The sequence below is a fragment of the Burkholderia arboris genome (assembly GCF_902499125.1).
Lineage (GTDB): Bacteria > Pseudomonadota > Gammaproteobacteria > Burkholderiales > Burkholderiaceae > Burkholderia > Burkholderia arboris.
The window spans coordinates 15,801-36,906 of the sequence record NZ_CABVPX010000023.1; the positions used below are offsets into that span (position 1 = coordinate 15,801).

Sequence of the window (21,106 nt, forward strand, 5' to 3'; positions counted from 1 at the left end):
TTTATTCCGGAGAACTTGCCTTCGGCGATACCGCGCCGCATGCGCGGATCACGAGCTGCACGACCTGTTCGGTCTTCTCGTCGAACGCCTTCTTCGTGAAGGTGCGCTTGCCGCTCAGCGCGCGGATCTGCGCATCGAAATCCGCGTAGTGCTGCGTGGTCGCCCAGATCAGGTACATCAGCGCATGCGCATCGATCGGCGCGAGCAGCCCGCGCGCGATCCAGCCGTCGATCACGCTCACGCGCGTGTCGAACCACGGCCTCACGCGTTCCGACAGGATGTCCTGCATGTGCTCCGCGCCGTGGATGATCTCGTTGGCCCACACCTTGGAGCCGAGCGGTCGCCGTTGCGACAGCGCCATCTTTGCGCGCACGTAGCCGGCGATCGCCTCCACCGGATCGTCATCGGCCTCGAACGAGCCGGCCGCGCGATGCCAGTCCTCGAACAGGTCGTCGAGCACGCGACGGTACAGCGCGAGCTTCGTCGGGAAGTAGTAATGCAGGTTGGCTTTCGGCAAACCGGCACGCTCCGCGATCATCGCGGTGCTCGCGCCGTTGAGCCCGCGTTCCGCGAATACGGCCTCCGCACAGGCGAGCAGATGCGCTTCGTTGGACTCGCGGATGTGCGCCTTGCGTCGCCGCAAAGGCGCGGACGTTTCGTCTCGGTCGGTGGCTTCGGTTGCCGCCTCGTCATGTCTCATCGTTACCCTCGCGCGGCGGGCATGCCGCGTTGGGCTTCATTCTAGCCGCTGATCCGCGTCGAGCGCACGCGTGCGGATGCCGCGCGTGCGTAGCGATGCTGCATTGCGATGGCACGTTTCTCGCTCTGTCGCGTCATGCAAGAAAGACGTTGCGCTGGCCATTTTGATCGTCTAAAACCTGTCCAATCGGACAGGATTTGATGCGTTTTGCGAACGACGGGAACATGCACCGCACTTGGGCGGACATGCCCCGGAACAGGCATCGCACGCACCGGCACAGACCGGGCTGAAAACATTACCGACCCCACAGGAGCGATACGAATGAACGCGGTATCGGAAACAGTGAAGCGGGCAGCTTTCGACACGTCGATCAAGGTCGACGGCAAGCGGTTGTGGGACAGCCTGATGGAAGTCGCGAAGATCGGCGCGACGCCGAAGGGCGGCGTGTGCCGCCTCGCGCTGACCGATCTCGACAAGGCCGGCCGAGACCTGATCGTCGGCTGGGCGAAGGCCGCCGGCTGCACCGTGACGGTCGATACGATGGGCAACGTATTCATGCGCCGTGCGGGCCGCGTGGCCGACGCGGCGCCGGTCGTCACGGGCTCGCACGCGGATTCGCAGCCGACCGGCGGCCGCTTCGACGGCATCTACGGCGTGCTCGGCGGCCTCGAGGTGATTCGCAGTCTCAACGATCACGGGATCGAGACCGAGCATCCGGTCGAGGTCGTGATCTGGACCAACGAGGAAGGTTCGCGCTTCGCGCCCGCGATGGTCGCGTCCGGTGTGTTCGCGGGCGTGTTCCCGCTCGAATACGGGCTGTCGCGCAAGGATGTGGACGGCAAGACGATCGGCGAGGAACTGGCGCGCATCGGCTACGCGGGCGACGTGCCGTGCGGCGGGCGCAAGCTGCACGCGGCATTCGAGCTGCATATCGAGCAGGGGCCGATTCTCGAAGCGGAATGCAAGACGATCGGCGTCGTGACCGACGCGCAGGGACAGCGCTGGTACGAGATCACGTTCACCGGCCAGGAAGCGCACGCGGGGCCGACGCCGATGCCGCGCCGCCGCGATGCGCTGCTCGGCGCGTCGCGTGTGGTCGATCTCGTCAACCGGATCGGCCTCGATCATGCGCCGTTCGGCTGTGCGACGGTCGGGATGATGCAGGTTCACCCGAACTCGCGCAACGTGATTCCCGGGCGCGTGTTCTTCACGGTCGATTTCCGTCATCCGGACGACGCCGTGCTCGCGAAGATGGACGCCGCGCTGCGCGACGGCGTCGCGCGCATTGCGGCCGACATCGGGCTCGAGACCGAACTCGAACAGATTTTCTACTACAAGCCGGTCGCGTTCGATGCCGCCTGCGTCGAAGCCGTGCGCGGCGCGGCCGATCGCTTCGGCTATTCGCATCGCGACATCGTGTCGGGTGCGGGCCACGATGCGTGTTATCTGGCGCAGGTCGCGCCGACGTCGATGGTGTTCGTGCCGTGTGTCGACGGCATCAGCCACAACGAGATCGAGGACGCGACGCCCGCATGGATCGAGGCCGGCGCGAACGTGCTGCTGCACGCGATGCTGTCGCGCGCATGCGAGCCGGCTTCATGATGGATCGGTCATAGCAGCCGGGAGGCTGCGTATCGCCTGAACACAGGATTCCTCAGCATGACCGCCCCGACTGTGCGTTTGCAGCCGGCGGGGACGGCTTTGTCTCCACTCAGTCGAAGGAACGCGTATGACCACCAAGCCAACCGGCGATATCGCCGCGCATCGCCTGTCGTCCACGCAACTCTCGTGCGAATTCGCCGATATCGCGCCGCTGCTCGATCCGACTGCCGCGGCGGCCGCCGCGAGCCGTTGTCACTACTGCTACGACGCGCCATGCGTGCAGGCGTGCCCGACGCAGATCGACATCCCGAGCTTCATCCGCAAGATCGGCAACGGCAACCTGAAAGGCGCCGCGACCGACATCCTGTCCGCGAATCCGCTCGGCGGGATGTGTGCGCGCGTGTGCCCGACCGAGATCCTGTGCGAAGGCGCCTGCGTGCGTAACCACCAGGATGCGCAGCCGGTTGCGATCGGCGCGCTGCAGCGGCATGCGACCGACTGGGCGATGGAAACCGGTGCGGTGCAGTTCCGGCGCGCGCCCGATACGGGCCGTCATGTCGCGGTGGTCGGCGCCGGGCCGGCCGGACTCGCGTGTGCGCACCGGCTCGCGCTTGCCGGGCATCGCGTCACGCTGTTCGACGCGCGCCCGAAGGCCGGTGGCCTTAACGAATACGGGATCGCCGCGTACAAGACCGTCGACGATTTCGCACAGCGCGAAGTCGAGTGGCTGCTGTCGGTCGGCGGCATCACGCTGGAAACCGGGGTTGCGCTCGGGCGAGACGTGACGCTCGACGCACTGCGTGAGCAGCACGACGCGGTATTCCTCGCAATGGGGCTCGGCGGCGTGCGGGCGCTCGCGATCGATGGCGAGCAGCTGGGCGGCGTGATGAATGCGGTCGATTTCATCGAGCAGGTGCGGCAGGCCGACACGCTGGAGAACGTGCCGGTCGGGCGGCGCGTGGTCGTGATCGGCGGCGGCAATACGGCCATCGATGCGTCCGTGCAGAGCCGCAAGCTCGGCGCCGAGCGCGTGACGATGGTGTACCGGCGCGGCGTGGAGGCAATGAGCGCGACGTGGGCCGAGCGCGAGTTCGCGCAGAAGTGCGGCGTCACGCTCGTCACGCATGCGAAGCCGGTGCGCATGGCGGGCGCGAACGGGCAGGTGACGGGTGTCGAATTCGAGGCGGCATCGGGCGAGCGCTTCACCGTCGATGCGGACATGGTGCTGAAGGCGATCGGCCAGACGCTGGTGCCGGACGGTGTCGCCGCCGCGTTGCTGACGGCGGACAGTTCGCGCATCGCGGTGGATGCCGACGGGCGCACGGCGCTGCCCGACGTATGGGCCGGCGGCGACTGTGCGGCGACGGGCGGCATCGACCTCACGGTGCAGGCCGTGCAGGACGGCAAGCGCGCGGCCGCGTCGATCGACGCGGTGCTCGCCGCGCGCGACGCAAAGGCGGCCTGAACGCGCGGCGCACTGCAAGCACATCGAACACGACCCCATTCTCACGGAGCCGACCATGGCCGACCTTCGTTGCACCATCGCAGGCATCACTTCGCCGAATCCGTTCTGGCTGGCGTCCGCGCCGCCGACCGACAAGGCTTACAACGTCAACCGCGCCTTCGAGGCGGGCTGGGGCGGCGTCGTCTGGAAGACGCTCGGGCTCGATCCGCACGTCGTCAACGTCAGTTCGCGCTACGGCGCCGTGCAATGGAACGGCCAGCGCATCGCGGGGCTGAACAACATCGAGCTGATCACCGACCGGCCGCTCGACGTGAACCTGAGAGAGATCGCGCAGGTGAAGCGCGACTGGCCGGACCGCGCGCTGATCGTATCGCTGATGGTGCCGTGCAACGAACGCGACTGGAAGTGGATCCTGCCGCTTGTCGAGGATACCGGCGCCGATGCGGTCGAACTCAACTTCGGCTGCCCGCACGGCATGAGCGAGCGCGGGATGGGCGCGGCCGTCGGGCAGGTGCCCGAATATGTCGAAATGGTCACGCGCTGGGTGAAGGAAGGCACGAAGCTGCCGTGCCTCGTGAAGCTCACGCCGAACATCAGCGATATCCGGATGGGGTCGCGCGCCGCATACAAGGGCGGTGCGGACGGCGTGTCGCTGATCAACACGATCAACTCGATCGTCGCGGTCGATCTCGATCACATGGCGCCGATGCCGACCGTCGACGGCAAGGGCACGCACGGCGGCTATTGCGGCCCGGCGGTCAAGCCGATCGCGCTGAACATGGTCGCCGAGATCGCACGCGACCCGGAAACGCCGAACCTGCCGATTTCGGGCATCGGGGGCATCTCGTCATGGCGCGACGCGGCGGAGTTCATGGTGCTCGGTGCCGGCAGCGTGCAGGTGTGCACCGCGGCGATGCATTACGGATTCCGGATCGTGTCGGACCTCGCAGACGGGTTGTCGAACTGGATGGACGAGAAAGGCTATGCGACGCTCGACGACATCCGCGGCCGCGCGGTGCCGAACGTGACCGACTGGAAATACCTGAACCTGAAGTACGACATCAAGGCGCGCATCGACCAGGACCGCTGCATCCAGTGCGGGCTGTGCCATATCGCGTGCGAGGATACGTCGCACCAGGCCATCACGGCGACGAAGGACGGCGTGCGGCACTTCGAAGTGGTCGATTCGGAGTGCGTCGGGTGCAATCTTTGCATGCATGTGTGTCCGGTCGAGCAATGCATCACGATGGAGCGTGTCGACTCGGGCGACTACGCGAACTGGACCACGCATCCGAACAATCCGGCGAGCGCGGATGCGAGTGCAGGTGCGGCGGCGCCCGAGAAGCACGCGAAGAAGGCTGCCTGACCGGCGTCCGGCGGCGCGGGACTTCCCGCACCGCCGCTTTTCGTTCCACCCGGGCCGGCATCGCATGATGCCGGCACTGGCGTTTTCCGTGGAGTGCGTTCGATGAATCACGCAGCGAATCCCGCCGATCCCGACAGCGCGGCGGCGCCGGGCGGCAGCCTGTACAACGACGACCTCGCGCCGACGACGCCGGCGCAGCGCACGTGGAAGTGGTATCACTTCGCGGCGCTGTGGGTCGGGATGGTGATGAACATCGCGTCGTACATGCTTGCGGCCGGGTTGATTCAGGAGGGCATGTCGCCGTGGCAGGCGGTGACGACGGTGCTGCTCGGCAACCTGATCGTGCTCGTGCCGATGCTGCTGATCGGCCATGCGGGTGCGAAGCACGGGATTCCGTACGCGGTGCTCGTGCGCGCGTCGTTCGGCACGCAGGGCGCGAAGCTGCCGGCGCTGCTGCGGGCGATCGTCGCATGCGGCTGGTACGGCATCCAGACCTGGCTCGGCGGCAGCGCGATCTACACGCTTCTGAACATCCTGACCGGCAATGCGTTGCACGGCGCGGCGCTGCCGCTCGTCGGCATCTCGGTCGGGCAGCTCGCGTGCTTCCTCGTGTTCTGGGCGCTGCAGATCTACTTCATCTGGCACGGCACCGATTCGATCCGCTGGCTCGAAAGCTGGTCCGCGCCGATCAAGGTCGTGATGTGCGTGGCGCTCGTTTGGTGGGCGACGTCGAAGGCGGGCGGCTTCGGCTCGATGCTGTCGGCGCCGTCGCAGTTCGCGGCCGGCGGCAAGAAGGCCGGCCTGTTCTGGGCGACGTTCTGGCCGGGCCTGACCGCGATGGTCGGCTTCTGGGCGACGCTCGCGCTGAACATCCCCGATTTCACGCGCTTCGCGCATTCGCAGCGCGACCAGATGATCGGGCAGTCGATCGGGCTGCCGCTGCCGATGGCGCTGCTGTCGGTGGTGTCGGTCGTCGTGACGTCGGCCACCGTCGTGATCTACGGCAACGCGATCTGGGATCCGATCGACCTGACGAGCCGGATGACGGGCATCGGCGTGGGCATCGCGCTCGTGATCCTCACGCTCGACACGATGTGCTGCAACCTCGCCGCGAATCTCGTGGGCCCTGCTTACGATTTCTCGAGCCTGTGGCCGAAGGCCATCTCGTACCGCACCGGCGGGATGATTACCGCGACGATCGCGATCGTGATGATGCCGTGGAAGATCCTCGCGACGACGGACGGCTATATCTTTACCTGGCTCGTCGGCTATTCGGCGCTGCTCGGGCCCGTCGCGGGCATCCTGATGGTCGACTACTTCCTGATTCGCGGCACGCAGCTCGACACGCGCGCGCTGTTCGACGAGCGCGGCGGCTTCAGCTACGCGCGCGGCTGGAACCCGGCCGCGCTGGCCGCGCTCGCGGTCGGCGTGCTGCCGAACCTGCCCGGCTTCCTGCACACGGCATTCCCGGCTTCGTTCCCGAACGTGCCGGCGTTCTTCAACACGCTTTATACGTATGCGTGGTTCGTCGGCCTCGTGCTGGCGTCCGGCGTGTACGGCACCTGGATGAAGTGGCGCGCCGGACAGCGCGCGCAGATCGCGAGCGCATGACGCACACGGCATGCGATGCAAGCGCGGCATGCGGCACCCGACAGTCAACGAGGAGGCAACGAAATGGCAATCCTGATTCGCGGCGGCACGGTGGTCGATGCGGACCGCTCCTATCGCGCGGACGTGCTCTGTGCGGACCCTGAGGACGGCGGCACGATCCTGCAGATTGCGGAGACGATCGATGCGCCGGCCGGCGCAACCGTCGTCGACGCGCACGACCAGTACGTGATGCCCGGTGGCATCGATCCGCATACGCACATGGAACTGCCGTTCATGGGCACGAGGGCAAGCGACGATTTCTACTCGGGCACGGCTGCCGGGCTGGCGGGCGGCACGACGAGCATCATCGATTTCGTGATCCCGAGCCCGAAGCAGCCGCTGATGGACGCGTTCCGCGAATGGCGCGGCTGGGCCGAGAAGGCGGCTTCCGATTACGGCTTCCACGTGGCCGTGACGTGGTGGGACGAGAGCGTGCACCGCGACATGGGCACGCTCGTGCGCGAGCATGGCGTGTCGAGCTTCAAGCACTTCATGGCGTACAAGAACGCGATCATGGCCGACGACGAGGTGCTCGTGAACAGCTTCACGCGTTCGCTCGAGCTCGGCGCGCTGCCGACCGTGCATGCGGAGAACGGCGAGCTCGTGTTCCAGTTGCAAAAGGCGCTGCTCGCGCGCGGGATGACCGGGCCGGAGGCGCATCCGCTGTCGCGGCCGCCGGAGGTCGAGGGCGAGGCCGCGAACCGCGCGATCCGCATCGCGCAGGTGCTCGGCGTGCCCGTGTACATCGTGCACGTGTCGGCAAAGGATGCGGTCGACGTGATCACGCGCGCGCGCAGCGAAGGGCTGCGCGTGTTCGGCGAGGTGCTGCCGGGCCACCTCGTGATCGACGAGGCCGTCTATCGCGACCCGGACTGGACGCGTGCGGCCGCGCACGTGATGAGCCCGCCGTTTCGCTCGGACGAGCACCGCGAGGCGCTGTGGCGCGGGCTGCAGTCGGGGCAGCTGCATACGACGGCGACCGACCACTGCGTGTTCTGTGCGTCGCAGAAGGCGATGGGCCGTGACGATTTCACGAAGATCCCGAACGGCTGCGGCGGCGTCGAGGACCGCATGTCGGTGCTGTGGCATCACGGCGTGAATCACGGCCGCATCACGCCGAACGAGTTCGTGCGGATCACGTCGACGAACGCCGCGCAGATCTTCAACCTGTATCCGCGCAAGGGCGCCGTGCAGGTCGGCGCCGATGCCGACCTCGTCGTGTGGGATCCGGCCGCGACGAAGACGATCTCGGTGAAGACCCATCACCAGCAGGTCGACTTCAACGTGTTCGAGGGGATGACGGTGCAGGGCGTCGCGACGCACACGCTCACGCGCGGCGCGCTCGCGTGGGCCGACGGTGAGCTGCGCGCGGTGCGCGGCGCGGGCCGCTACCTGAAGCGCCCGCCTGCGGCCGGCTACTACGAGGCCGCGCGGATCGCGAACCGGCTGCGCGAACCGCATCCGGTCGAACGCGCGGGCTGAGCGGCGCGGGTCATGCGGGGCGTGTCCGTTCGGGCGGCGAACGGCGCGCCCCGCATACGTTTTGTGCAAAATAGATAGAATAACTGATCAAATAGACGGGATACGAAACAGGAAACGATCGACGGCAATGGCGACAGCGTTTTTGTCGGCGTTGCAGGCGTGCATATCCAGCGAGTAACATCCACCAACCCCGCACAGGGGCCGCGGGCCAGGGCCGCCCGCCGGACAGTTCAAATAGTGAGAAAGGAGCACAAGGTGGATATTCTGCGCAGTCTCCTCGGTATGCTGTTCCTGTTGCTGGTTGCCTATCTGTTGTCGAACAATCGCCGTGCGGTAAGCGGCCGGACCATGATCGCCGCGCTGCTCACGCAGTTCGCGATCGGCGCGCTGGTGCTGTTCGTGCCGTCGGGCCGCGCGGCGCTGGCGGGGGCCGCGAACGGCGTCAATCGCGTGCTCGACATGGGCAATCACGGCATCGCGTTCGTGTTCGGCGGGCTGGTCGATGCCCGGATGTTCCAGCTGTTCGGCGACGGCGGGTTCGTGTTCGGCCTGCGCGTGCTGCCGATGATCATCTTCGTCACCGCGCTGATCTCGGTGCTGTACTACATCGGCGTGATGAAGTGGATCGTCGCGATCCTCGGCGCGGGGCTCGCGAAAGTGCTCGGCGTGAGCCGCATAGAAGCGTGTTCGGCCGTTGCGACGATCTTTCTCGGGCAAAGCGAGATGCCCGCGCTCGTGAAGCCGTTCGTGCGGAACATGACGAGCGCCGAGATCTTCACGGTGATGGCGAGCGGCATGGCGTCGGTCGCCGGCTCGGTGCTGGTCGGCTACGCCGGCCTCGGCGTGAAGATGGAATACCTGCTCGCCGCATCGTTCATGGCAGTGCCGGGCGGGCTGCTGTTCGGCAAGCTGCTGTTTCCGACCGTCGAACCGAGCCGCATCGTGGTCGACGGTCTCGATTTCGACGACAAGCGGGCCGCCAACGTGATCGAGGCCGCGGCGTCCGGTGCGTCGGTCGGCCTGCGGATCGCGATCAACGTCGGCGCGATGCTGATCGCGTTCGTCGGACTCATCGCGCTGATGAACCTGATCGTCGGAGGCGCGGCCGCGTTCGCAGGCTTTCCGCAGGTCACGCTGGTGGGGCTCATCGGCCACCTGTTCGCGCCGCTCGCGTGGGTCATCGGCGTGCCTTGGCACGATGCGACGCTGGCCGGCAACTTCATCGGCGAGAAACTGATCTTCAACGAATTCGTTGCGTACGGCGACTTGTCGCCGTACCTGAAGGGCGGCGAGCACGTCGCGGCGGCCGGCTTGCAGGTGCTCGACCCGAAGACGCTCGCGATCGTGTCGTTCGCGCTGTGCGGCTTCGCGAACTTCTCGTCGATCGCGATTCTCGCGGGCGGCTTCAGCGCGGTCGCGCCCGAGCGCCGCTCGGAAGTCGCACGACACGGCTTGCGCGCGCTGACGGCGGCAACGCTGTCGAACCTGATGAGCGCGGCGATTGCCGGCCTGTTCTTCTCGCTGCATTGAACCGTGCAGTAGACTCCGACCGTTCGAAGAGAGGCAACGATGTTTCTACCGCAGGAATTCATTCGCAGGAAGCGCGACGGGCAGCCGCTCGATCGCGACGGGATCGCCGCGTTCGTGCGCGGCGTGACCGACGGCAGCGTGACCGAGGGCCAGGTGGCGGCGTTCGCGATGGCCGTGTATTTCAACGACCTGAGCACCGACGAGCGCGTCGCGCTGACGCTCGCGCAGCGCGATTCCGGCGACGTGCTCGACTGGCGTGCGCTCGATCTCGACGGGCCGGTGATCGACAAGCATTCGACGGGCGGCGTCGGCGATGTCGTGTCGTTGATGCTCGGGCCGATGGTGGCTGCGTGCGGCGGCTACGTGCCGATGATTTCGGGGCGCGGGCTCGGCCACACCGGCGGCACGCTCGACAAGCTCAGCGCGATTCCCGGCTACGACGTGATGCCCGCGAGGGATGCGTTTCGCCGCACGGTGCGCGAGGTCGGCGTCGCGATCATCGGGCAGACCGAGCGGCTCGCGCCGGCCGACAAGCGCATCTATGCGATTCGCGACGTGACGGCGACCGTCGAGTCGGTCGCGATGATCACCGCGTCGATCCTGTCGAAGAAGCTTGCGGCGGGGCTCGACGGGCTCGTGATGGACGTGAAGGTCGGCTCCGGCGCGTTCATGCCGACCGCGGAGAAATCGGCGGAACTGGCGCGCAGCATCGTCGACGTCGGCAACGGTGCGGGCATGAAGACGACCGCGATCCTCACCGACATGAACCAGTCGCTCGCGCCGTGCGCGGGCAACGCGCTCGAGGTGGCATGCGCGATCGACTACCTGACGGGCAAGTCGCGCCCGGCGCGTCTGCATGACGTGACGATGGCGCTGTCGGCGGAGCTGCTCGTCACCGGCGGGCTGGCACGCGATGTCGCCCACGCGCGCGTGAAGCTGCAGCAGGCGCTCGATTCGGGCGCGGCGGCCGAACGCTTCGCGAGAATGGTCGTGGCGCTCGGCGGCCCCGCGGACCTGATCGACGCGCCCGCCCGGCATCTGGCGCGGGCGGCGGTGATCGTGCCGGTTGCGTCGCCTGCGGCCGGCGTGGTGCAGCGGGTCGATTGTCGCGGGCTCGGGCTGGCGGTCGTCGCACTCGGCGGTGGCCGCACGCGCGCGGAGGACGCGATCGACGTCAGCGTCGGCCTGACGGCGCTGGCGGAGATCGGGCAGCGCGTCGAGGCCGGCGAGCCGCTCGGCTACGTGCATGCGCACGATCACGCGTCGGCGGCGCATGCGGTGGACGCGGTCCGGCGCAGCTACGTGCTCGGCGAGACCGGCGAAGCGCCGCCGACCCTTTACCGGCAGATCGGCTGACCCTACTCCCGGAGGCACCATTTCGATGGAACGAGACGAACTGATCGAGCAGGCCAAGGCGGCGCGCGAACGCGCGTATGCGCCGTATTCGCGTTTCAAGGTCGGCGCGGCGCTGCAGGCGCGCGACGGGACGGTTTTCCACGGCTGCAACGTCGAGAACGCGTCGTACGGACTGTGCAATTGCGCGGAACGCACGGCGATGTTTTCGGCGATCGCCGCCGGCTATCGTCCCGGCGACTTCGCGCGGCTCGCGGTCGTCGGCGACACGGACGGCCCGATCGCGCCGTGCGGCGCATGCCGTCAGGTGATCATCGAGATCGGCTTGCCCGATATCGAAGTGATCCTGGCCAACCTGAAAGGGGCCGTCGAAGTCACGACGGCCCGCGCGTTGCTGCCGGGGGCGTTCAGCCTGTAACGGCGCGCATCGTGGCGCGCCGCATGCGTCACGCGCCTTCGCGCGTCTCGCGGATCGGGATCACGGTGCGCGCGCCGCACTGGCGCAGCAGGTCGCGCAGCTCGTTGATGACCGGAAACACCTCGTGGTTCCAGTCGGCGCCCTGACGATCGTGCGCTTCCTGCTCGCGTTCGACGATCCAGCGATCCTCGCGGAAGATGCGTTCGGTGAACCACACGAGCAGTGGCCACGCGAGATCGAGTGCGAACGGGATCCCGGGTTTGTGGATCGACAGCAGTCCGAACGTGCGGTTGGTACGCTGCTCGGCGTCGAGCGGAACGTAGACGATCCACAGATCCATCACGAGCGTGCCTTCGCTCGACCGGATCTGCAGCGTCTGGTACGGGTAGCCGGTGCGTACCGTCATCACGCTCTTGTCGGACTGGTCAGCGGGCTTCTTGCTCGCGCCGAACACGAGCGCTTCGCCGACCGGCTGCTTGCCTTCCATCCGCGCGAACGTGTAGTCGACCTCGACCCAGTCGTCGCCGCGGCGGCGGCCGACCGAGCGCGCGCGCATCTGTCCCATCTGCTTGCGGTGCAGGAACTGATGGTTCATGTCCATCAGGTTCTCGTGCATGAACGAGTAGTGGCACTTGACCTCGCGGCCGAAGCGGCGCGTCTTGTACGCACGGTCGTCCGCCGATTCGAGTGCGGGGAACGGCCGTTCTTCGGCGAGCGTCGCGTCGCCCGGGAACACGAAGATCAGCCCATGTGCCTCGCGGCACGGATACGCACGTACGCCGTTGGGCAAGCGTTCGCGGCCGAGGTAGGGCACGTCGACACAGCGGCCGCTGTCGCACGCGTAGGTCCAGCCGTGATAGCAGCAGCGCAGCGTTTCGCCGCTGACGACGCCCGCGTGCAGCGGCACCTGGCGGTGCGCGCAACGATCTTCGAGTGCGTACACGGCGCCGGACTCGGTGCGCACGAGCACGATCGGCTCGCCGGCAAAATGCACGCCGAGCGTCTTGCCGCGCTTGAGCTCGCGCGACCACGCGAGCGGGTACCAGTGATCGGGGTGAATCGGCACGCGGCGCAGGTCGCGCACGGTCGCGCCGGAGGACGATTCTCCAACGGTGTTGCTGTCAGGCAAGGGCACTGCGAGCATGCGTGACGCCTCCTGGCTGGGCGGGTGGTCCGGGCGCCGCAAAAAGCGGCGGGGATCTGGAGAAGTCTACGCGAAGTTGCCCGCCGCGGCGGACGCGATGCGGGTTTGCCCCGGCATGGCGGCCGGGGGTTCGTTGATGCGGCGCAAACCGGTTCGCAGGCGGCGCGTACCGGTCACGTACGGCCGTGCGGCGGGCGGTCTCCCGTCACGCGGCCGGTTGGCGGTCAGGAACGGGCCTCGCGCCACAGCACCGCGTCGGAACGGTACAGCGCCGGGAAGCGCTGCTTCAGCCCGGCGACCTTCGGCAGGTCGTTGAACGCGATATACGGCGCGTCGGGATGCAGTTCGAGGTAGTTCTGGTGATAGGCCTCGGCCGGATAGAACCCCTTGTAGTCCTCGACACGTGTGACGACGGGCACCGGGAACACGTGCGCGGTGCCGAGCTGCGCGATGTACGCGGTCGCGACCGCGCGTTGCTGTGCGGTGGTCGGGAAGATCGCGGACCGGTACTGCGACCCTTCGTCGGGGCCCTGCCGGTTGAGTTCGGTCGGATCGTGCGCGACCGAGAAGAACACCTGCAGCAGCCGGCCGTACGTGATCTGCGTCGGGTCGTAGACGATGCGAACCGATTCCGCGTGCCCCGTCAGCCCCGAGCCGACGAGTGCGTAGTGCGCGGTTTCGGATGCGCCGCCGGCATAGCCCGCCGTGACCTGCTTCACGCCCTTCACGTGCTCGAACACGCCCTGCACGCCCCAGAAACAGCCGCCAGCGAGCACGGCCGTTTCTTCGTGCGCCGCGCCGGGCGTTTCGTCGAGCGTCGGCGCGGGCACCGTGCGCATCGGCTCGGCGGAATTGACGATGCGCTGGTAGCCGAACACGGCGGCGGCCGCGACGGCGACGGCGCCGATGCGGCGCAGCAAAGTCGCGCGGCGTCGCGCTGCGGCATCGCGGGTGGAGATCGGGATCATCGTTTGCTCCTTTTGAATGGGTCGGAGAGCGCGGCGGCCGGATGGCGGCGCATGCGATCAACCGAAAGTGAATGCGTACGCATCGACACCCGGATCGAGAAACTCGATCGCGAACGTGCGGTCGGCGACCGCACCCGGCTGCCGGACGAGCTGGTACAGACGCTGGCCGGTGATCGTGCCGTAGCCCTGCGCGTCGACGTCGGCGCCGTGCGCGGTACCGGGCGCCGCGCCGTCGAGCGTCACGCGAAAGCGCACGGGCCGGCCGTTTGCGCCCGGGCCAAGCACGAGGTGCAGGTCGCGCGCATGGAACCGGTAGACGATCCGGCCGTCGGGCGCGGCGAGCGACGCACGCTCGGCGCCGACACTCCAGGTGCCCGCGAGGCCCCAGTCGTTGAGGTCCAGCCGGGCCGGCGCGGCGTAGCGGTGTGCTGCATCGCGTACCGCGCCGCCCGGCGACGCGAAGCTCTCCGCGCGCGCATAGCCGACATAGGTTTCGGGCGAGCGGACGTCCGCGCTGTCGGCCGCCGCGAGTGCGCCTTTCGCGGGTGCCCCGGTCAGCCCGAGCGGCACGTTCACCGCTTCCGGATGGCCGGCTTCCGCGAGCAGCGACTGGATCGCGCGTTCCGACTGCGCGTATTCGCCTTCGCCGAAGTGGTGATGACGAACACGCCCTTGCGCGTCGATGAAGTAGTGCGCCGGCCAGTATTCGTTGTTAAATGCGCGCCAGATCGAATAACCGTTGTCGATTGCGACCGGGTAGTCGATGCCGAGGTCGTGCACGGCCTTCTTCACGTTGCCGATGTCGCGTTCGAACGCGAACTCCGGCGCGTGTACGCCGATCACGACGAGCCCGTACGGCGCGTATTTGTGCGCCCACGCGTTCGTGTACGGCAGCGTGCGCAGGCAATTGATGCACGAGTACGTCCAGAAATCGACGAGCACGACCTTGCCGCGCAGGCCGGCGGCCGTCAGCGGCGGCGAGTTCAGCCATTGCACGGCGCCGTCGAGCGACGGCAGCGTGCCTTCGACGGGCAGCGCGGCCGGTGTCGTGACAGCCGCGCGCATCATTGCGCTGCCGGCCATCGCACCGCCATCGGCCGGTGCGCCATCGGCCGCCGCGGCCATCATTGCGCCGCCGGTTGCGTTGCCGGCGGTGTTGTCGGTTGCGTTGCCGGTCGCGTCCAGCGCGGCTGGTGCGCGGTTCGAGCGTCCGCCGAGGCGATCGACGAGCTTCGTCTCGAGGCCGCCCGTCGTGACGGTCGACAGTTGGGCAAGCGCACCCGTATCGAGGCCGAGTGCGATCGCGCCGACGCCCGCCAGGAGCGCCGCGCCGATCCCGCGCCGGATCCATTCGCCGGCGCCGAGCGAGCGCTTCATCGCGGCAAACACCTTGCCGCCGATCACGAGCGCGACGCCGAGCGACGTCGCCGCACCGGCCGCATACGCGACGAGCAGCAGCGTCGTGCCGACGCTCGCGCCGCGCAGTGCGGCGCCGGTGAGCACGAGCCCGAGGATCGGGCCGGCGCACGGCGCCCACAGCAGGCCCGTCGCGACGCCGAGCAGCAGCGACGACGCAGGGCCGGCCGGGCGGCCGTCGCGTTGCGCGAACCCGGTGAGCCGGTTGCCGGCGGCGACGAGCGGGCGCGTCAGGTGTTCCGCGAAGCGCGGCATCAGCAGCGTCAGCCCGAACACGGCGAGCAGCACGATGGCGATCCAGCGGCCGGCCTGGTTGGCTTGCGCGACCCAGCCACCGCCGACGGCGGCAAGCGTTGCGACGACGGCGAACGTGAGCGCCATGCCGGCGAGCAGCGGCAGGCCGGTGCGCACGAACGGCTGGTCGGCGCGCGCGAACACGAACGGCAGCACGGGCAGGATGCACGGGCTCAGGATCGTGAGCACGCCGCCGAGATAGGCAAGGACGATGAGCAGCATGGTGCGTTCTCCAGTCGGTCGGGAGTGGGGCCGGATCAGGCGGCGGCCGGGTGGAAGGCGAGCGCGAGGCCGTTCATGCAGTAGCGCAGGCCGGTCGGCGGCGGGCCGTCGTCGAACACGTGGCCGAGATGGCCGCCGCAGCGGCGGCAGTGCACTTCGGTGCGGACCATGCCGAACGTGGTGTCGGCGTCGGTGCCGACCGCGTGGTCGAGCGGCTTCCAGAAGCTCGGCCAGCCCGTATGGCTGTCGAACTTGGTGGCGGACGAGAACAGGGAGAGGCCGCAGCCGGCACAGGCGAACGTGCCGGCCCGGTGCTCGTCGTTCAGCGGGCTGCTGTATGGCCGCTCGGTGCCGGCTTCGCGCAGGATCGTGTACTGGGCGGGCGTGAGCCGGCGATGCCATTCGGCGTCGCTGAGCGTGATCTCGAAAGGGGGGGCCTTCGGTGCGCCGGCCGGCGGCGCGGCGAACGCGCGGCCGACCAGCGCGCGGCGACCGGCGGAGGACAGCGCCGCGAGCGCGGCAAGGCCGGTGGCGCCGGCGAACAGCAAATGTCTGCGGGTAGGCATGGCGGGCTCCTGAAAGCAGGTCCTGAAAACATGCGCCCATCGTAGGCAACGGCCGGTGTCGAAGTCCTCACGGAAAGTTAAATGAATTGTGATGTCTGGGGTGTTTCGTGGGGGGCGGTGAAATCCGTCCGTACCCCAACCGGCAAGGGCCTTCTAGCGGGTGCGCCGCCGATGTTTTACCGAGCACCGGTTCGCGCTGCGATTTTTGGTGTCGTTTTAGTGTTCGTCGAGTTGCGTGGCGAATCCGGACTTTGGCTTGCCGATCAAATCAGGCTGGGAAGCAAGCGTTGTTTGACTGCGGTCGCGAATCACACCGAGCGTCTGATGCGCATTGATAGACGGATGAGTTTGCAAGCTGGCGCGACCGACGTGTGGTGCGCGTGTGGACGCGGAAGTTTGACAGTTTTTACGTAGAAACTTCAGGGGCGAGTTAGGACGTGCGCGGTTATGCGGTGAAAGAGGAGCACGATGCGCTCCGCCGAAATGGTCCATGTCGAGGTAGGATCCGGCGGAATGAAGGGGAAAATAGTAAGGGCCATGTTGCCCTTCATTTCGGGACATCCTGCGAAGCCCCTGCGCCCGTCCCGCTCACGCAACTAATGTTGTGACGCGCCCGAGCACGGCGCTCAGGGTGACCTGATCAAGGTGCTACGCGTAGAACCACCCACACCGCAGCCGGGTAGAGGCCGTCGGCGCGAACACGTGCTCGGCACGTTTCGCGCCGACGAACCAGTACCACCTGGGTTGCTCGACGCGTTGACGCGAGAGGAGCGCAAGGCGCTCTTGCGCTGGCTTGCGGCCTACCGGGAAAGCCAGGCGCGCGCAGATGCGCGCCCGGTGTTGACCGCGGCGCCCGCGCAGCTTGAGTCGCTCGTCAGGGCACTCGAGGTAGCGGCCGACACGTTGTCGGCCGCTGACGCGGATCAAATGTGGGCGCAGCTGCACGCGATCGCGCGAACGCTGAAGCGCACCGGCCATCCGCGGCCTCGCGCGGCGCGCCGGCCGCCGGCGCCGCTGCCCGGACAGCGAGACTTCTTCGATGAATGCGACGATCTCGAGGATCTGGCGGAACAGTGAGCACGTTCTCCGCCACACAAAGATCCCGACTCGAGCAGTCAATGTGCAGATCACGCATTTGCCGAGTTGGGGAAGACGGCTTGCGTGGATCCTCCACGCCTACAGGAAGTTGCCAAAGGCCCATTGAGGGCTAGGCGAGAAATGACGATGCCCACCCGACGAACACCCTCAGTACAACGACACAGGTCTTCCGCGCACGCGAAGCTTGCCAAGACCCTATTGCTTCCGATGCCCCATCAGCAGGCCGAAAAGCTCTCGCTGGAGTATCACGCGGCGTTCGAAGCGTTGCGCATGCACCCGGTTCGGCGCGCGGACTCGCTGTTCTGCTCCAGATGGTCGTGCTCGCTCGCCTTATCGACGAGGCCCGCAAACGCGAACTACGCACTGAGATCCTGGTGGCCAGCGAACGCGGCATCAACGACGCGCTCGAGCGCGGCGGGGACAGCGGCGAATGGTGTCTGGATCCGCAGACGGACGAGCTCGTCGCCGCGCTGATCGCATGGCACGACGATCAGCTGCGCGGGGCTCCGCTCGGCGTGTTCGCCGAGGCGCTCGAGCGGCTTGAACGGATTCGCGACAAGCGCTAGCACCACAGGCCGCCGGCGCACCGTGGTGGTGCCGGAACCTGACTCGGTTGGCGCGACATAGCCAGCGATCTGCTCGTGCATCGCCGTAATGCCATTACATTGACGTTGGCGCGTCACTGGGATTATCCAATATTCTTTCATTAACATTACATAATTTGCAAAAACGTGGCCACATCCTCTTTTCTGATCGGAAATCAGACTTAAATTTTTGTCAAATCTATAAACCGCCTAATCTCTCTGGTCAACTTTGGATAAAATCGCGCGAGCGACACTTAGTCGCAGTGGCTGACCGTCGCCGACGTCGCGTTCTTGGCGGTCGAACCTGAGAGACAAGGAAAAGAAATGGCTCTTCGACCTGTCGGCGCCGCCGATTTGCAGGCGACCACGCTGTACGAATCGATACACCGGGGCTTAATGCAGCACGAGCGATTGCTCATGTTCCGCTCCCCGCTTGGAGCGCAGACCCTGATCCCCGTGCGCGCGAAGGGTTGGTCCAGAATTGGACGAGGCTATCGCTGGGTAGTCGACGTTGTCTCGTTGCGTGACGATATTGACAATCTGGAACTGGAACACCAGCCAGTCACACTGTTTATCCAGCAGAATTCAGCACCCTTTACTGCGTCAACTTATCGTCCAATTCATGGCTTCGTTCACAAATTCCATACTCTCGGGCAAGACGGAAACCTGACCGTCTACCAAATTGAGTTCGAGTCGGCGCTCTTCTTTCTTGGGAAGGCGAGGAAGGACGATCATTGGTTTGATAAAAATGCACGGGATATTATCGTCGAGCTTCTTGGTGCATATCCGCAATTGGCCGGGTGCGTACGTTTTGCCCTGATGGACGAACCGCGCGTACGCTCGTACACGCGGCAGAGCGATACCGACCTGAACTTCTTCCACCGGATTCTCGAAGACGAAGGTTGGTACTTTTACTTCGAGCACGCTCCGGTCCAATATGAAGGCGATCCGCGGGTGTCGACGCTCGTGATCGTCGATCGCCTTTCCGCGTTACCTGAAGCTAAGCCTATCGAGTTCGCTAACGGTAACGTAGGTGGCGAGGTAGACGGCTTCACGCAATGGGCAGCGTTGCAGGTCGCGCAAAGCCTTGCCTACGCAACGACCTCCTTCAATTACAAGGATCCGGAACGCAATTATTCCGTGCAAAGTGATTTGGGCGATAGCGCAGTCACGTACACGACGGAAGAACGACGCCAGCAAGTAAAGCGTGAGGTTCCATATGCGCCCATGATCGTGCGAGAAGCACTGTCGTATGCGTACCCAAACTCGGATGACGGGCGCCGGCGCGCATCCACTCGAACCGAAGCGTGGACTTCCGCCGCCCGCCGCTATTTAGGCGTCGGCGGTGTGCGGTGGATCGATGCCGGATTGCGATTCACGCTCGAGCATCACACACGGCACTTGACTGTCGATCCGAACCTCCGGGAATTCCTGGTCGTCGAGGCCGAATGGTTCATCGAAAACAATGTGCCGGTGTCCAACCATGCCGCGACTTATCCTCTGAGCTTGCAAAGTGACTTGTCCGACTTGCGTCGAGACCACGACCGCCAGTTCAACTCACAAGCCAACCCGATCGACGGCCTTGCCGGCTTCTACTTTGTCAAGGTAGAAGCGCAGCGAACCGGCATCGAATATCGCAGTCCGTTCGAGCATAGGAAGCCCCTGATGCACGCCGAACATGCGCTCGTGAACGGACCTGATGACGAAGAAGCGTGGGCCGATGAGCGCAATCGTATCTACGTGACTTATCCGTGGGATCAGCACCGCGGGACCGGCCTATTGCGGACATCTCCGCCGCTGCTGGTGATGCAGGCGGACACCGGATATGGGTACGGCGGTGTTCATGTCCCCCGGAAGGGCGAATGGGTGCTGGTCGGCTATTTCCAGGGCGATTGCGACCGACCATATGTACTCGGCCGCCTCCCATCCCAGACGACATCGCCGCAGTGGCATACCAACGTCCTGCTCTCGGGACTGATGTCCAACGGCTTCGGAAAGAGCGGCGCATATAACGCATTCGTCCACGACGATTCGACTCATCAAGGGGCTACGCGCCTGACGACGTACACGGGCAAGGTCGGGAATAGCTACAGTCTGTATCACCAGGGCGTCTTGGTCGACCATACGGGCAACAAGAACGCCCGCGGCCGATACCTCGGAAAGGGCGCGCTACTGCATACGGACGACTACCTCGGTTTGCGCGCGAATCGCGGTGCATATATCGGCACGTACCCGAAGGCGCACAACGATGACCAGCTCGACGTCAAGGAAGCACAGGGCCAGTTGATCGGTGCTGAGAGTATCGTTGAGACACTGTCGAATGTCGGCGTCCAACACCACGCTGACAGCCTGCAAGACAGCCACGATTCGCTCAAACAGTTCAGCGACGCTACGCAGCAGTCGGAGGCGCCGGAAGCCAGCGGTGGACGTACTGCCGGCGGAGGAACAGGAAGCGCGAACGCCTTCAAGAAGGCGATTCTGCTGCTCGCCAGTCCGTTCGGCGTCGGTACCTCTACGCAAGACTCGCTGCACATGACGGCTGATCGCCATATCAATCTGGTCAGCGGTCTGAACACACATATCGGCACGGCGGGTGCGTTCATCGTCAATGCCGCCAAGGCGATTGGGATGTTCTCCCAGACGGCGATCAGATTGTTCAGCAAAGGGCCGGTGCAAATTCAGTCCCATGACGCTGACGTCGAGGTGATCGCCAAAGCAGTCCTCAAACTACTGTCTCAAGGTGACATCGAAATCGCCGCCGGCGGAAAGCTGGTACTGACAGCTGGCGGTGCGTCGATCACCCTGGAAGGCGGAAATATCCGGGGACATGCCCCCGGAACGGTCGAGTTCAAGGGCGCGCAGCATTCCTTCAGTGGCCCGGCGAGCATGCGTTACGCGATGCCAGCACTACCCGTCAGTACGCTGGCGCAAAACTCCGCGCATGAATATACGCAGATCTTTGATGTCTCCTCCGTAATCGCGAATCTCGGTTTGGGCCAAAGTCTGGAGGCGCAGACGTACCGCATCTATATGCCGGACGGCACGACGATCCAGCAGCAGGGCGGACTACTCGACGGGGTCACGGCAGCCGTTCATACGCCGGAACCTACGAAGGTTAAGTGCGAAGTAGGCGGTGGCGAGTGGGGCGCTCTGGAGGCCGCGTACGATTATGAAGCGCCGAGTGGTGCCAACGAATTGTCCGACCTGCCGCAAATCGGCTAATGACGCCAGGACGGCCGGATTCGAAC

General features: G+C 66.0%; 16 protein-coding genes. 11 read left to right on the top strand and 5 right to left on the bottom strand.

The genetic code is table 11. The annotated features are described in order from the left end of the window. Position 1: 1 nt before the first annotated feature. The gene (locus tag BLA15945_RS25105) at positions 2-700 is read right to left on the bottom strand and encodes a TetR/AcrR family transcriptional regulator (protein ID WP_174993626.1); all 699 of its coding nucleotides are present in this window, start codon (positions 698-700) and stop codon (positions 2-4) included. Between the two features lie 321 nt (positions 701-1,021). On the opposite strand from BLA15945_RS25105, the gene BLA15945_RS25110 reads away from it, so the two are divergent. From BLA15945_RS25110 to BLA15945_RS25145, 8 genes are all read left to right on the top strand, one after another. Next, on the top strand, positions 1,022-2,302 hold the full coding sequence (locus BLA15945_RS25110) for a Zn-dependent hydrolase (RefSeq protein ID WP_174993627.1): 1,281 nt from the start codon (positions 1,022-1,024) through the stop codon (positions 2,300-2,302). A gap of 127 nt (positions 2,303-2,429) precedes the next feature. Next, complete coding sequence (locus BLA15945_RS25115; RefSeq protein WP_059241038.1) at positions 2,430-3,767, top strand: NAD(P)-dependent oxidoreductase; 1,338 nt, start codon at positions 2,430-2,432, stop codon at positions 3,765-3,767. Between the two features lie 55 nt (positions 3,768-3,822). Then, positions 3,823-5,133, top strand: a complete 1,311-nt coding sequence (preA, locus tag BLA15945_RS25120; protein WP_059241037.1) for an NAD-dependent dihydropyrimidine dehydrogenase subunit PreA — start codon at positions 3,823-3,825, stop codon at positions 5,131-5,133. Positions 5,134-5,235: 102 nt separating this feature from the next. Continuing rightward, positions 5,236-6,744: an NCS1 family nucleobase:cation symporter-1 gene (locus BLA15945_RS25125; protein ID WP_059242370.1), complete on the top strand. Its 1,509-nt coding sequence runs from the start codon at positions 5,236-5,238 to the stop codon at positions 6,742-6,744. A gap of 63 nt (positions 6,745-6,807) precedes the next feature. Next, positions 6,808-8,265, top strand: a complete 1,458-nt coding sequence (gene hydA, locus BLA15945_RS25130) for a dihydropyrimidinase (protein ID WP_174993628.1) — start codon at positions 6,808-6,810, stop codon at positions 8,263-8,265. Between the two features lie 255 nt (positions 8,266-8,520). Then, complete coding sequence (locus tag BLA15945_RS25135) at positions 8,521-9,795, top strand: NupC/NupG family nucleoside CNT transporter (RefSeq protein WP_059241035.1); 1,275 nt, start codon at positions 8,521-8,523, stop codon at positions 9,793-9,795. A 39-nt stretch (positions 9,796-9,834) separates the two neighbouring features. Continuing rightward, positions 9,835-11,151, top strand: a complete 1,317-nt coding sequence (gene deoA / locus BLA15945_RS25140) for a thymidine phosphorylase (RefSeq protein WP_174993629.1) — start codon at positions 9,835-9,837, stop codon at positions 11,149-11,151. A gap of 25 nt (positions 11,152-11,176) precedes the next feature. After that, on the top strand, positions 11,177-11,566 hold the full coding sequence (locus BLA15945_RS25145) for a cytidine deaminase (protein WP_059241033.1): 390 nt from the start codon (positions 11,177-11,179) through the stop codon (positions 11,564-11,566). Between the two features lie 28 nt (positions 11,567-11,594). Here the strand turns inward: BLA15945_RS25145 and BLA15945_RS25150 are convergent, their stop codons facing one another. The 4 genes from BLA15945_RS25150 to msrB all read right to left on the bottom strand — a co-directional run bounded on the left by BLA15945_RS25150 (position 11,595) and on the right by msrB (position 16,176). Beyond that, complete coding sequence (locus tag BLA15945_RS25150) at positions 11,595-12,710, bottom strand: aromatic ring-hydroxylating oxygenase subunit alpha (protein WP_059241032.1); 1,116 nt, start codon at positions 12,708-12,710, stop codon at positions 11,595-11,597. Positions 12,711-12,934: 224 nt separating this feature from the next. Then, entirely contained in the window at positions 12,935-13,678 is a 744-nt protein-coding gene (gene msrA, locus BLA15945_RS25155) for a peptide-methionine (S)-S-oxide reductase MsrA (protein ID WP_059241031.1), read from the bottom strand. Between the two features lie 57 nt (positions 13,679-13,735). Then, positions 13,736-15,610 carry a cytochrome c biogenesis protein DipZ gene (locus BLA15945_RS25160; protein ID WP_174993630.1) on the bottom strand — a complete coding sequence of 625 codons (1,875 nt, stop codon included), beginning with the start codon at positions 15,608-15,610 and terminating at the stop codon, positions 13,736-13,738. Positions 15,611-15,645: 35 nt separating this feature from the next. Then, positions 15,646-16,176, bottom strand: a complete 531-nt coding sequence (gene msrB, locus BLA15945_RS25165) for a peptide-methionine (R)-S-oxide reductase MsrB (protein ID WP_059241029.1) — start codon at positions 16,174-16,176, stop codon at positions 15,646-15,648. Positions 16,177-16,920: 744 nt separating this feature from the next. On the opposite strand from msrB, the gene BLA15945_RS25170 reads away from it, so the two are divergent. The 3 genes from BLA15945_RS25170 to BLA15945_RS25180 all read left to right on the top strand — a co-directional run bounded on the left by BLA15945_RS25170 (position 16,921) and on the right by BLA15945_RS25180 (position 21,080). Then, entirely contained in the window at positions 16,921-17,253 is a 333-nt protein-coding gene (locus tag BLA15945_RS25170; protein ID WP_233464288.1) for a hypothetical protein, read from the top strand. 338 nt (positions 17,254-17,591) lie between these two features. After that, positions 17,592-17,840: a hypothetical protein gene (locus BLA15945_RS37745; RefSeq protein WP_233464290.1), complete on the top strand. Its 249-nt coding sequence runs from the start codon at positions 17,592-17,594 to the stop codon at positions 17,838-17,840. Between the two features lie 342 nt (positions 17,841-18,182). Next, the gene (locus tag BLA15945_RS25180) at positions 18,183-21,080 is read left to right on the top strand and encodes a type VI secretion system Vgr family protein (protein WP_174993632.1); all 2,898 of its coding nucleotides are present in this window, start codon (positions 18,183-18,185) and stop codon (positions 21,078-21,080) included. The last annotated feature ends 26 nt before the right edge of the window (positions 21,081-21,106 follow it).

Coding starts and splice junctions, on each gene's coding strand:
- BLA15945_RS25105 (WP_174993626.1), bottom strand. CDS start 700: ATGAGACATGACGAGGCGGCAACCGAAGCCACCGACCGAGACGAAACG.
- BLA15945_RS25110 (WP_174993627.1), top strand. CDS start 1,022: ATGAACGCGGTATCGGAAACAGTGAAGCGGGCAGCTTTCGACACGTCG.
- BLA15945_RS25115 (WP_059241038.1), top strand. CDS start 2,430: ATGACCACCAAGCCAACCGGCGATATCGCCGCGCATCGCCTGTCGTCC.
- preA (WP_059241037.1), top strand. CDS start 3,823: ATGGCCGACCTTCGTTGCACCATCGCAGGCATCACTTCGCCGAATCCG.
- BLA15945_RS25125 (WP_059242370.1), top strand. CDS start 5,236: ATGAATCACGCAGCGAATCCCGCCGATCCCGACAGCGCGGCGGCGCCG.
- hydA (WP_174993628.1), top strand. CDS start 6,808: ATGGCAATCCTGATTCGCGGCGGCACGGTGGTCGATGCGGACCGCTCC.
- deoA (WP_174993629.1), top strand. CDS start 9,835: ATGTTTCTACCGCAGGAATTCATTCGCAGGAAGCGCGACGGGCAGCCG.
- BLA15945_RS25145 (WP_059241033.1), top strand. CDS start 11,177: ATGGAACGAGACGAACTGATCGAGCAGGCCAAGGCGGCGCGCGAACGC.
- BLA15945_RS25150 (WP_059241032.1), bottom strand. CDS start 12,710: ATGCTCGCAGTGCCCTTGCCTGACAGCAACACCGTTGGAGAATCGTCC.
- msrA (WP_059241031.1), bottom strand. CDS start 13,678: ATGATCCCGATCTCCACCCGCGATGCCGCAGCGCGACGCCGCGCGACT.
- BLA15945_RS25160 (WP_174993630.1), bottom strand. CDS start 15,610: ATGCTGCTCATCGTCCTTGCCTATCTCGGCGGCGTGCTCACGATCCTG.
- msrB (WP_059241029.1), bottom strand. CDS start 16,176: ATGCCTACCCGCAGACATTTGCTGTTCGCCGGCGCCACCGGCCTTGCC.
- BLA15945_RS25180 (WP_174993632.1), top strand. CDS start 18,183: ATGGCTCTTCGACCTGTCGGCGCCGCCGATTTGCAGGCGACCACGCTG.